Origin of the sequence: Brevibacillus sp. SKDU10 (genome assembly GCF_001645205.1) — a bacterium.
GTDB lineage: Bacteria > Bacillota > Bacilli > Brevibacillales > Brevibacillaceae > Brevibacillus_B > Brevibacillus_B halotolerans.
In genome coordinates, this window is record NZ_LSSO01000141.1 from 1 (window position 1) to 12,305 (window position 12,305).

General features: G+C 41.5%; 10 protein-coding genes. 7 read left to right on the forward strand and 3 right to left on the reverse strand.

What is annotated here, in order from left to right; genetic code table 11:
• Positions 1 to 337 precede the first annotated feature (337 nt).
• Together AYJ08_RS09060 and gyrA are read right to left on the reverse strand one after the other, a co-directional pair.
• On the reverse strand, positions 338 to 1,444 hold the full coding sequence (locus tag AYJ08_RS09060) for an HD-GYP domain-containing protein (RefSeq protein WP_064017445.1): 1,107 nt from the start codon (positions 1,442 to 1,444) through the stop codon (positions 338 to 340).
• 164 nt (positions 1,445 to 1,608) lie between these two features.
• Complete coding sequence (gene gyrA, locus AYJ08_RS09065; protein WP_064017446.1) at positions 1,609 to 4,161, reverse strand: DNA gyrase subunit A; 2,553 nt, start codon at positions 4,159 to 4,161, stop codon at positions 1,609 to 1,611.
• Positions 4,162 to 4,382: 221 nt separating this feature from the next.
• Here gyrA and AYJ08_RS09070 point away from each other — a divergent pair, with 221 nt between their 5' ends.
• Positions 4,383 to 5,108 (forward strand): N-acetylmuramoyl-L-alanine amidase family protein, encoded by a 726-nt coding sequence (locus AYJ08_RS09070; protein WP_064017447.1) that lies wholly within the window; start codon positions 4,383 to 4,385, stop codon positions 5,106 to 5,108.
• Between the two features lie 116 nt (positions 5,109 to 5,224).
• Here the strand turns inward: AYJ08_RS09070 and AYJ08_RS09075 are convergent, their stop codons facing one another.
• Positions 5,225 to 6,175 carry an L-lactate dehydrogenase gene (locus tag AYJ08_RS09075; protein ID WP_064017448.1) on the reverse strand — a complete coding sequence of 317 codons (951 nt, stop codon included), beginning with the start codon at positions 6,173 to 6,175 and terminating at the stop codon, positions 5,225 to 5,227.
• A 217-nt stretch (positions 6,176 to 6,392) separates the two neighbouring features.
• On the opposite strand from AYJ08_RS09075, the gene bioA reads away from it, so the two are divergent.
• Genes bioA through bioC form a run of 6 tightly spaced genes read left to right on the forward strand, consistent with a single transcriptional unit; the run spans position 6,393 to position 12,260 of the window.
• On the forward strand, positions 6,393 to 7,754 hold the full coding sequence (bioA, locus tag AYJ08_RS09080; protein ID WP_064017449.1) for an adenosylmethionine--8-amino-7-oxononanoate transaminase: 1,362 nt from the start codon (positions 6,393 to 6,395) through the stop codon (positions 7,752 to 7,754).
• Entirely contained in the window at positions 7,751 to 8,461 is a 711-nt protein-coding gene (gene bioD / locus AYJ08_RS09085) for a dethiobiotin synthase (RefSeq protein WP_064017450.1), read from the forward strand. The genes bioA and bioD overlap by 4 nt, the downstream gene beginning before the upstream one ends.
• A 51-nt stretch (positions 8,462 to 8,512) precedes the next feature.
• Complete coding sequence (bioB, locus tag AYJ08_RS09090) at positions 8,513 to 9,538, forward strand: biotin synthase BioB (protein ID WP_064017451.1); 1,026 nt, start codon at positions 8,513 to 8,515, stop codon at positions 9,536 to 9,538.
• Positions 9,531 to 10,721, forward strand: a complete 1,191-nt coding sequence (gene bioF, locus AYJ08_RS09095; protein WP_064017498.1) for an 8-amino-7-oxononanoate synthase — start codon at positions 9,531 to 9,533, stop codon at positions 10,719 to 10,721. The genes bioB and bioF overlap by 8 nt, the downstream gene beginning before the upstream one ends.
• Entirely contained in the window at positions 10,718 to 11,449 is a 732-nt protein-coding gene (locus AYJ08_RS09100) for an alpha/beta fold hydrolase (RefSeq protein ID WP_064017452.1), read from the forward strand. Before bioF ends, AYJ08_RS09100 begins: the two co-directional genes overlap by 4 nt.
• Positions 11,439 to 12,260, forward strand: a complete 822-nt coding sequence (bioC, locus tag AYJ08_RS09105) for a malonyl-ACP O-methyltransferase BioC (protein WP_064017453.1) — start codon at positions 11,439 to 11,441, stop codon at positions 12,258 to 12,260. The genes AYJ08_RS09100 and bioC overlap by 11 nt, the downstream gene beginning before the upstream one ends.
• The last annotated feature ends 45 nt before the right edge of the window (positions 12,261 to 12,305 follow it).

A 12,305-nucleotide genomic window follows, 5' to 3' on the forward strand; every position in this document is an offset into this window, starting at 1 on the left:
ACTGTTCAGTTTTCAAAGAACACAATCAGCTTCATCATTATAACATTTTCTTCTTTGTTTGTCAAGAAGTTTTTTGTTAAGTTTTTCAGAAGCAACTTTTTAATCATATCAGCTTAAACTTTTCTTGTCAACAACTTTTTTTAAAAGATAATTTCTTTAAGCAGTTGTTTTCTTTACTCAGTAACCGCTGTCTCAACCTTATGGACTTAGTCTAACACACAGACACAATAAAAATCAATAGTTTTTTTAAATAAAATTAAATTTTTTTCAGTATCAAATAAAAAAGATACTTATAACCTAATCGTTATAAATATCTTGGCTTCATAAAAGAATGATCTTAAACCAGTGCTTTTACAATCCAAACATTTCTCTTGTCAGCTAGATTAATGATGTTTTGATTGATTTCTACCATCGGTCGGGTTGGATAGTTTTGATTTATAAATACCACTTTCCCGACTGTTCCATCACTTAATTCTACTTTACTTCCTATAGAGAACTGCGTAATTCCATTAACAAAAACCCGAACTACCTTTGGATCTAACTTACCGAAACTATCCTGCAACAACTGCTCTACTACTAGAAATGGAGAAGTTGCCTTTTGATGTAAACGGTCAGAGCACATCGCATGATACATATCAGCCACAGCTATTATTTTACTGTAGGTATGTATTTTATCACCTTTTATACCAAATGGGTACCCACTTCCATCTTCTCGTTCATGATGCTGTAGTGCTGCTAATCCAACACCCTGTGTGAGGCCCTTTGCCGATTTAATTAACTCATAACCATAAACAGTATGTTTTTTCATCTCTTCGAATTCACTAGAAGTTAACTTGTCTGGCTTCCACAAAATTTTAGGGTCAATTTTTGTTTTTCCTATATCCATAAGCATCCCTGCTAAAGCTACCTGCATCCATTCTTTTTCCGGAAGCTTCATCCACTTTGCCATAATATAGCTAAGTAGCCCCACACCTACACAATGCTCATACAAGTAGTTATTTGGATTATCTGCTTTTTTCAGGATAAATAGAAGATTAGATTGCTCCTCTACTTCTTTAATAAGTGTAGTCATAACATTCCGAACTTCTAATACAGGAATGCTTTGTCCCCCTTGTACATGTTGGAAAAGGTTTTTAAAAGAAGAGACTGCCTTCTCTAAATGCTCCACAATTCCCGACTCTGATTGTCGCTTTCTTATCGGTTTACTTGTCTCTTTTCCTTCTGCGGATACCTGCTTTTTCCCATCGGCAAATCCTTCTGTAGTAACAGTTCCATCTACTGCAGCTTCAACAGAAACCTCTTCAATCATAAAAGCATCCAAAATTTCTAATTCTCTATCCTCTACAACGGTTCCTTTTGTAAAAAGCAATCCTCCTAACGGTGTATAAACATCTTCCGTTAAACGAGATCCTACCGGTATGTGTTTAATCTGACAAACAGGCATATCGATCCCCCTATATATCACTAAGAAATTAGACCTATATCTTTAGAATTATCTTCTATTATAAAAGCGATGCACACAAAAGGATAGGGAAAACTTGATTATATTTCCAAAGGAATTTATGTAAAAAGGTGATCCCATCATGGAATCACCTTTTTACTTATTACTTATTCTTCAGATGTATCATCAGCTACATCTACATCGGCATCTGCTTCTGTAGCATCTGCTTCTGTAGCCTCGTTAACGTTGTCCGTCTCAATCGCTTCGGCTTCTGCAGAAGGATTATTCTCAGAGTCCTCCTCGGAAGCTTCTACCGTTGCAATTGAAACAACTTCCTCTTCATCACCTAGACGAATTAATTTTACACCTTGCGTATAGCGTCCCATAACGGAAATCCCTTTTATCTCCATGCGAATAATGATGCCAGTTATTGTGACAATCATTAAGTCTTCATCAGCCTGCACAACTTTTAAGCCAACAACCTGACCGCTTCGCTCTGTAACATTATGGGTTTTAATTCCTTTACCTCCACGCGTCTGAATACGATATTCAGACACAGGTGTACGTTTACCGTAGCCTTTTGCAGTTACAATCAATACCTCAGCATCATCACGGATGACATCCATACCAATTACTACGTCGTTAGAATCTAGGGTTATCCCCTTAACGCCTGTAGCAGTACGTCCCATGGTTCGTACGTCGCCTTCGTTAAAACGAACGGACATTCCTTGTTTTGTACCCATGATGATTTGTTGGTTGCCATCTGTCAAACGAACATTAATCAGCTCATCATCTTCCCGTAGATTTACAGCAAAGAGACCGCCGCGTCGAATATTCTCGAACGATTTTAAGTCCGTCTTCTTAACAATACCCTGTTTAGTGGCAAAGAAGATAAACTGATCTTCTCTAAATTCCTTCACAGGAATTACAGCACTGACTGTCTCACCCTTTTCAATTTGAATCAAATTGATAATTGGTGTTCCTTTAGCTGTACGACTCAGATCAGGAATTTCGAATCCTCTTAAGCGATACACTTTTCCCTTACTTGTAAAGAACAAGAGCGTATCGTGGGAATTCGTGATGCAAAGATGCTCGACGAAATCGTCGTCTTTGGTTCCAATTCCTTGAATACCACGACCTCCGCGCTTCTGGCTACGATAGGTGGTTACAGGCAAACGTTTCACGTAACCGCTATGAGTTAAGGAAATAACAACTTCCTCTTCTGGAATCAGATCTGCATCCTCAATCATATCTTCGCCAATCGTTATTGCCGTGCGACGGTCATCTCCGAATTTCTCTTTGATGGCATTCATCTCTTCACGAATGATCGAGTAAATTTTATTATCATCAGCAAGAATGGATTTTAATTCAGCAATCTTGATTAAAAGCTCTTGGTATTCCGCTTCAATTTTTTCGCGTTCCAGACCAGTAAGACGTTGGAGACGCATGTCCAAAATCGCTTGAGCCTGTTCATGACTCAATCCAAATCGCTCGATCAAAGCATTGCGCGCTTCTTCTGCCATGCGAGATGAACGAATGAGACTGATGATCTCGTCAATATGATCAAGTGCAATGCGTAATCCCTCTAAGATATGCGCACGCGCTTCAGCCTGACGCAATTCGTATTCAGTGCGTCTGCGAACAATGACGCGTTGATGCTCCAAGTAATGGTAGATCATTTCGCGTAAATTCAATGTTTTTGGACGTGAATTAACAAGCGCCAGCATATTAACCCCAAAGGTTGATTGCATTTGGGTATGCTTAAACAAATTATTTAACACTACTTTTGGAACAATATCTCGACGAAGTTCAATGACAATACGCATTCCTTTGCGGTCAGATTCATCACGCAAATCAGTTATGCCATCAATCTTTTTCTCACGTACTAATTCTGCAATTTTTTCAACAAGTCTAGCTTTGTTCACCTGATACGGAATTTCCGTTACAATAATGCGGGCTTTCCCATTGTTCTCTTCAATATTGGTTTTGGCACGCATAACAATGGAACCGCGTCCTGTTTCATAAGCACGGCGAATACCAGAGTAGCCTAAAATTTCACCCGCTGTTGGGAAATCCGGCCCCTTAATGATTTTCATCAGTTCTGCAACAGTAATCTCAGGATTATCAATCATGGCACTAACACCATCAATGACCTCCCTCAGATTATGCGGTGGTATATTAGTCGCCATCCCAACCGCGATACCTGCTGAACCATTTACTAACAAATTCGGAAAACGAGAAGGGAGAACGGTAGGTTCTTCCTCGTGTCCATCGTAGTTTGGTATAAAGTCTACTGTATCTTTATCAATATCCCGAAGCATTTCTAAAGCAATTTTTGAAAAACGGGACTCAGTATAACGCATAGCTGCCGCCCGATCGCCGTCCACAGAACCAAAGTTCCCTTGGCCTTCAACGAGCATATATCTCATATTGAAATCTTGTGCCAACCGAACCATGGTCTCATAAATTGCCGTGTCACCATGAGGATGATACTTAGCCATTACTTGACCGACAACGTTTGCGGATTTACGGAAAGCCTTATCAGGAGTAAGCCCCATATCATGCATGGCATATAAGATACGGCGATGAACTGGCTTTAGTCCGTCCCTTACATCAGGTAAAGCGCGACTAACGATGACACTCATCGCGTAATCAATGAACGAGTCACGCATCTCTTGGCTAATGTCAATTTTTGGAAACCGAGATGTTTGTTCTGCCATTTTAGGTTACCCTCCAACTCGAAATTACAACGCTTTATTATAACATATAAGTGCGATTTACGTCCAAACGGCTAGAGTGAAAAGGCGATTTATTATATAAATCCCTCTGTTTTCCTCTGAAAGTTCTTCATGAGTTTTTGCAGGTAGGGGGATACTTTTACATATCAAAATTTCGCACACGATACGTACATCTTGTTCCATAACCTAAGGAGGAGAAGTGTATGCGGTGGTTGAAGGTAGCCTTGGTAGGCTTGCTGTTGATGGGCCTTCTCCCTACTGATGCCAGAGCAATTAGCTCCGAGCATATACCAATAGAAATCATTATTGATGCAGGACACGGCGGCATAGATGGAGGAACCTCTTATCAAGGAATTTTAGAAAAGGATATTAATTTGCAAATTGCCAAGCTATTGTATAAAGAATTATTGATAAAAGGCTATCAGGTTTTGCTAAATCGCACAGGTGATTACGCTCTTAGCGATGAAAATAAATGGCTGCGTTCTCCCTCACGTCATATTCGTGATTTAGCCCAGAGACGACATTTGGCTAAGGAAATTCATCCACAAATGCTAGTTAGCCTCCATGTTAATTGGTCAAATAGCAAATCTATCCGAGGCCCGCTAGTCCTTTATCAAAAAAATAATCAAAGCTATATTCTAGCTGATATCATCCAGCACCATTTAGATCAGTTGTATAAAACCAAAGGTGAGCCATTGCCTGGCAAGACCTATTATCTGCTTAAGCAATCTATATGTCCGTCAGTTATTGTAGAGATGGGCTATCTAAGTAACTCGCGTGACCGCCATTTTCTAGTAAATGAAAAAAAGCAAAAACAAATTGCTAGATCCATTCAAGAGGCTATTTCTGAATATATGCTTATTATGAACCAAATTCAAGACCAGGAAACCTGGGATGTGATCGAAAGACCCGGAAAAAAACATAAATGAGCAAAAAAACAGGGGAACAGAAAGTGCTGCTCCACTAATCAGTAGCCTTCCCGTTTCCCCTACATTTGTCAGCCTTACATCATGAATTTCTTATGCCTGCGTTTCTCCTTATATTGCTACGTAAAGGAGATCGTAGACAATGCCTGCTTCAACACGTCCGCAGAATGCTTTAGTTTAGCCTTTTCTTCCTCATTTAACGTGATCTCAACAACCTCACGTACACCGCTGCGATTTACTACAGCCGGAACTCCTAAATATGTATCGTGCAAACCAAACTCCCCCTGTAAAAGAGTGGAGATGGTCAAAATAGAATTTTGATTATATAAAATCGCTTTGGTTAAACGAGCCAAGCTCATTCCAATTCCGTAGTATGTCGCACCCTTTTTCTCGATAATGTGATAAGCCGCATCCCGGACATTAATAAAAATCTGGTCTAATTCCTCTTTGGTAGGCCCTACCCCTTGCTTTAAGCATTCTGTAATCGTCTTGCCTCCGATACTGGCCTGGCTCCAAACAGGCAATTCCGTATCTCCGTGCTCTCCCATGATATAAGCATGGACACTGCGGGAATCCACCTCAAAAGCTCTGCTAAGCAAGTAACGAAAACGTGCAGTATCAAGCAATGTGCCGGAGCCGATTACCTTTTCATGAGGTAACCCTGAAATTTTCCACGTTGCATAGGTCAGAACATCTACTGGATTACTAGCTACGACAAAAATACCCTGAAATCCACTCTCCATGATGCTCGTTACGATCTTGTTAAAAATCCTAACATTCTTTTCAATCAAATCTAAACGTGTCTCGCCAGGCAATTGATTTGCCCCTGCTGTAATGACCACAAGATCAGCATCCTTACAATCTGAGTAGTCACCTGCCCAAATCTTCATCGGAGAAGTAAACGGTAGACCATGACTTAAATCCATGGCATCGCCTTCTGCTTTGTCCTTATTAACGTCAATAATAACTAACTCGTTAACAATACCTTGATTCAATAGCGCATAAGCATAGCTGGATCCAACAAATCCAGAACCAATCAACGCCACCCGTGAAACCTTACGTGTTAACATACATTTCCCTCCCACTACACAATAGAAATATTTTCTCTATTCTATCCTTACTTTATTCATTCTCATTTTTCATCTTCTAGCTATTCTGTTATATTTGTCAAATTTTAATGTGCATCCTTAATCGTTTACAGGAAAAAAAAGCTATGCTATATTTCTAACTATATTTGTAAACTAAATAATAAATTAGGTTTACAAAAAAGAAGAAAGGAGATCCTACATGATTTCAACACCCAGCTATGCTGAATTAGCCAGTAAAAATAAAAAATATTTGTGGCATCCCTTTACTCAAATGAAAGACTACTGTGAGAATGATCCTTTAATCATCGAGCGAGGAGAGGGCGTTACATTAATCGACGTGAACAACAAAAAATACTACGATGGATTTTCCTCTGTCTGGCTTAATGTACACGGGCACTGCGTACCTGAATTAAATCAAGCCATAACCAAACAATTAGAACTCATCGCCCATTCAACCTTGCTGGGTATGGCCAATGTACCAGCGATTCAATTAGCAGAAAAACTAGTCGAGATCACCCCAGAGGGGCTTACGAAGGTTTTCTATTCAGACTGTGGAGCTACAGGTGTAGAAATTGCTCTAAAAATGGCCTTTCAATATTGGCAAAATAAAGGGATTAGCGGGAAGACTCGCTTTATTACGATGAATCAGGCATACCATGGAGATACAATTGGGGCCGTTAGTGTAGGCGCAATCCCCCTTTATCATCAGGTGTACAAACCACTGTTATTCTCTCCCTACACCATTCCTTATCCAAATACATACAGGGAAGAAAAGGATGGAGCGGCACTGGAGCAAACACTTCAATCTTTGGAGAAGCTGCTACAAGAAAAATCGAGTGAAATCGCTGCGATTATTGTTGAACCAATCGTGCAAGGCGCTGGTGGCATGATTGTAATGCCAGAAGGTTGTCTAAAAAAGATCGCTGAGCTAGCTTCTGCACACCAGGTTCTTTTTATTGCTGACGAGGTTGCTACTGGTTTTGGGCGCACAGGTAAGATGTTCGCTTGTGAACACGAGGAGGTTATGCCTGACATCATGGTCATTGCTAAAGGGATTACCGGTGGATATCTCCCCTTGGCGGCCACTCTTGCAACAGATGAAATCTATCAAGGTTTTTATGCGAATTACGAGGAACAAAAAACATTTTTCCATGGACATTCCTATACCGGGAATCCGCTAGGCTGTGCTGTTGCTCTTGCCAATTTAGAGCTATTTGAATCAAAAGGACTGGTAGATAAAGTAGCTGCTGATGCAAAGTGGCTCACACAAAAATGGCCTGCATTTTTAGAGAGAAAGCATGTAGGAGACATTCGCCAGAAAGGTCTGATGATTGGTATAGAGCTGGTGGTAGATAAACAGAAGCGAACTCCTTATCACTGGAATGACAGAATTGGAGTAAAAGTAAGCCAACGCTGCAGAGAACTAGGCTTATTAACACGTCCACTCGGAAATGTACTTGTATTTATGCCTCCACTCTCAAGTACACGCGATGAACTAACTGAAATGATTCAAATTTTATATCAAGCGATTGTCGAAGTTACAGAGGATAGAGAAGCATGAGACATACCAACGGCATTTTTATTGCGGGAACTGATACAGAGATAGGTAAAACCATTATTACAGCTAGTTTAGCCGCAACACTTCTTCAGAAAAATTTGGACATGGGAGTATGGAAGCCTGTGCAATCAGGAGCGCGGGCAGATGACATAGATAGTGACTCCTCACGTATAAAAGCTCTGGCTGGCTTAGAGGATGCTCCACATGAAATTGCTCCCCTGTCCTTTGTAGAACCAGTTACACCACACCTAGCGGCAATTCGAGAAGGTACCATCTTAACACTCCCCGGCATTATACAGGCTGGTCAGCTTCTTTTTGCTAGACATAAAAATCTGCTGGTAGAAGGTGCCGGTGGATTATTAGCTCCCTTGACAGACACAAAGCTAGGGATTGATCTCATTAAACAGCTTGGCTTCTCTGTTCTACTGGTTGCGCGCGGGGGCTTAGGAACGATTAATCATACTCTTCTCTCCATAGAAGCCTTGCGCACAAGAGCAATTCCTATCTTAGGCGTTATTCTAAATCAAACAGAAGCCGCACTCTCTATGACAGCAATCAGGAAAAATGCTGACTACATTGAGGATTTTGGTAAAGTTCCCGTTCTGGGGCTGTTTCCTTACCTTGCGGAGCCAATCACTAAAAATCAACTTATCGAAGTGATAGAAAAGCATATTCAGCTAACACCCATTCTACGCGAATTTCAAGATTAGTTCCTGCTTTATGAAAATGATGAAGTAATACTCTTGAGGGGGATTTGTGCTATGAGTATATCAGCTATTGGCTCTATATATGATTGGTCTATTTTGGCTCAAAAATCTATAGCTGGCGAGCTTCTCACCAAGGAAGAAGCTCTAAGAGTTTTACAAGCGACCGACGATGAATTATTGCCTATCCTGCAAGCTGCCTATCAGGTACGCTATCGCTTTTTTGCCAAACGAGTGAAGTTAAACATGATCATGAATGCGAAAAGCGGGCATTGTCGGGAGGATTGCGGATATTGCTCTCAATCAAGTCGTTCGTCAGCACCTATTGAAAAGCACACAATGTTAGACAAAGAAACTCTGTTAAAAGGGGCACAGGAAGCGATCACGCGAAAAGCGGGAACCTATTGCATCGTGGCCTCTGGTCGTGGGCCAACCGAGAGAGAATTACAACAAGTAATCGATGCAGTAACAGAGATTAAACAAACCTCATCATTAAAAATTTGTGCCTGTTTAGGATTGTTAACATCAGAACAAGCAAGTCGTTTAGCGGCCGCTGGGGTAGATCGCTACAACCACAACATCAATACAAGCAAAGAGAATTATGCTGCCATCACTACTACTCATACCTACGATCAACGGACCGAAACAATCGAACATGCAAAAACAGCCGGAATGTCTCCTTGCTCAGGAGTCATCATTGGGATGGGAGAAACACTGGAGGAAATTGTAGAGATGGCTTATACTCTGCGGGCAATCCATGCTGATTCTATTCCCATTAATTTTTTAAATCCGATACTGGGGACTCCATTAGCTCATATGGAACGAAATACACCACGTTTTTGTCTGAAAGTAATCGCCTTGTTCCGTTTTATTTGTCCGACCAAAGAAGTTCGGATCGCGGGTGGGCGCGAGCTAAACCTTGGACACCTACAGCCTCTGGCATTATACGCCGCTAATTCTGTATTTGTTGGTGATTATTTAACCACTGCTGGACAATCGATACATGCCGACCATCAAATGATAGCAGACATGGGCTTTGAAATTGAAGAAAATGCATTTGCTAACGACCACGTACATGAATAGATATCCCCAGTTGCGGCATGAATTAGATGAATTGCATCGTATGGGGCTTACACGCAGTCTTCGTCAAACCGAATATGTGGCTAAAAGCCAAGGAACATGGATTGTAGCAAACGGTCAAAAATTACTGAACCTCTCTTCTAACAATTACTTAGGATTATCATATGATCCTCGGATACTACATTCATGGGAAATGACATCACAAGCCTTTGGAGCAGGAGGAACCTCATCCCGTTTGGTCGTTGGTAACTTTTCATGTTATGACCATACGGAGAAAATGATAAGCCGCTGGAAGGAACGGGAGGCAACCCTGTTATTTGCAAATGGCTACATGGCTAATTTGGGCTGTCTTACTGCACTGCTAGATCGTCATGGAGCTGTTTATAGCGATCGTCTTAACCATGCCAGCATAGTAGATGGTACGATTTTAAGCCGGGCCGACCATTATCGTTACCGTCATAACGATTATGAGCACCTACAGTATCTTCTGCGAAAACATAAGGGAAACCACCGGCGGAATGTAATTGTTACTGATACCGTCTTTTCGATGGATGGCGATAAGGCTGATGTAGAAGAGCTGGTAAGAATCAAACATGATCATGGTGTATTTTTAATGGTGGACGAAGCACATGCAGGCGGTGTTTACGGAAAATCAGGTGCTGGTTTATGTCATCAATACGGCGTTCATCAAGAGGTAGATATCCTGATGGGAACATGCAGCAAAGCCCTTGGTTTGTATGGGGCATATGTATGTGCTGATCAAGTAGTAATTGATTACTTGGTACATACCTGCCGTCCGCTCATTTATTCAACCTCGCTACCACCTGCTCTAATCTCAGCCATTGGTCAATCTGTTGCCATTGTTCAACAAGAGGATTGGCGCAGAAAGGAGCTTTACAGAAAGAGCAAACAATTCCGCATGGAGCTACAACAGGCTGGTTTGCTTGTCCCTGCTGGAGATTCTCCCATTGTCCCTCTGCTACTTGGCGATAATCAGACAGCCATTCAATATAGCAAGCTTTTAGAGCAAGAGGGGATTTTAGCTGTAGCAATACGTCCTCCTACTGTTCCCGAAAATTCGGCACGCATCCGTTTTTCCCTAATGGCAACGCATTCAGATGAAGATTTAGCTAGGGCAACGCAAAAAATCATTCGGACAGCAATAGAACTTGGAGTGATTACATGAGAACCAATGAAACGATACTTTGGGTACCAGGTTGGGGAATGCCGTCTTTCATCTGGGATAACTGGCAACAAAGCTTACCCGAGTATCATCATGTTTCCGTCGATTTCTCTCAATCGGACTCTCCCTCTGCTTTTTATCAAAAAGTGGAAGAAGCCTATTTTCAAAATCAGCGAAAACACTCTTCTCCTGTCTCAGTTGTTGGCTGGTCATTAGGCGGAATGTTAGCACAGCATCTAGCTACTATCTTCCCTGTCCAAAGTCTTGTCCTCATAAATACAACAGCGCGTTTTGTCCGTGATCAAACAGAGAACCAGCTAGGCTGGCCAGCGACCTCTCTTGTTCGTATGAAACGATTGGTTAGAAAAAATCGACATGAGGTGCTAGAACGCTTTTATCAAAGTATGTTTCCCTCATCAGAGAAAGGGCTTGGCCTTGAAAAAAGCCGTATCTTGCTTCAGCAATGTAATTGGACAGAAGAAGCTTTGGTAGCCGGGCTGGAAATTTTACTCTCAGCAGACTGCCGTCCACTTTTAGCTGACATACATTGTCCTTGTCTACTCTTCCATTCCTTGTATGACCCGGTTATTCCCTATGCAGCAGGGCTGAAACTAGCAGAGTCTTTACCAAACGCTACAACTCTTTCCCCTGACTACCAAGGTCATTATCCATTTGTAGCAGATTCTTCTTATCTAAGTAACGAAATAAGGAGGTTTCTTCGTGCCAAATAAACTGCACATCCAACAGCGATTTAATCGAAAAGCCAGCTCGTATAACCAGCATGCAATTGTGCAAAAGCAGATGGCCGATCAACTCCTTCAATCGTTTCAAAGTGAATTTTCCTTCTCCCAAGCACTTGAGATTGGTTGTGGAACAGGCTATCTCACTCAGAAGATGCTGGCTCACTCCCCCTCACTACGAAGCTATACTGCTCTCGATCTGGCAGATAAAATGCTAAGGCAAACAGAGCAAGCCATTCGAGAAAGCCAGCAATTCATGATTCCAACAGCTCTTCAATTCATATGTGCTGATATTGAAGAGTGGGCTAAGACTGCGCCTGAATCAAGCCATGACCTGATTCTCTCGAATGCTTGCTTTCAGTGGCTCCACTATCCACAAAAAACCCTCTCTTTCTTGCACAGAATTTTGCAGCCTGAGGGACATCTGTTATTCTCAACATTTGGTCCTCTTACTTTCCATGAGCTACACGATTCCTATGCTGCAACGTATGCTAATCTGGGAGAAAAAGCTCGCCGGCATATTCTTCGTTTTGAAAGTTGTTCCACATGGACTTCTTTTTTAAAGAACGCTGGTTTTCAAAATATAAAGGTCCACGCTTATTCCATCACTCTTTATTACTCAACTGTCCTTGATTTTTTACGCTCGATTAAAGAAATAGGAGCCACTGTTTCTTCCCCTACGCACGGCTTAGGAGACAGACGATTTCTATTGCCGATGATGAATTATTACAAAGATACGTTTCATCAGGACCAGGGGATACCAGCTACCTATGAGATTTTCTTATTTACGGCTCAAAGGTAATACACAGCACTATCATATCCAGCATACAAGTAAAAAAGCAGAACC

Bases quoted from the DNA above. Each gene is read 5' to 3' on its own strand.
- AYJ08_RS09060 (WP_064017445.1), bottom strand. From the start codon at position 1,444: ATGCCTGTTTGTCAGATTAAACACATACCGGTAGGATCTCGTTTAACG.
- gyrA (WP_064017446.1), bottom strand. From the start codon at position 4,161: ATGGCAGAACAAACATCTCGGTTTCCAAAAATTGACATTAGCCAAGAG.
- AYJ08_RS09070 (WP_064017447.1), top strand. From the start codon at position 4,383: ATGCGGTGGTTGAAGGTAGCCTTGGTAGGCTTGCTGTTGATGGGCCTT.
- AYJ08_RS09075 (WP_064017448.1), bottom strand. From the start codon at position 6,175: ATGTTAACACGTAAGGTTTCACGGGTGGCGTTGATTGGTTCTGGATTT.
- bioA (WP_064017449.1), top strand. From the start codon at position 6,393: ATGATTTCAACACCCAGCTATGCTGAATTAGCCAGTAAAAATAAAAAA.
- bioD (WP_064017450.1), top strand. From the start codon at position 7,751: ATGAGACATACCAACGGCATTTTTATTGCGGGAACTGATACAGAGATA.
- bioB (WP_064017451.1), top strand. From the start codon at position 8,513: ATGAGTATATCAGCTATTGGCTCTATATATGATTGGTCTATTTTGGCT.
- bioF (WP_064017498.1), top strand. From the start codon at position 9,531: ATGAATAGATATCCCCAGTTGCGGCATGAATTAGATGAATTGCATCGT.
- AYJ08_RS09100 (WP_064017452.1), top strand. From the start codon at position 10,718: ATGAGAACCAATGAAACGATACTTTGGGTACCAGGTTGGGGAATGCCG.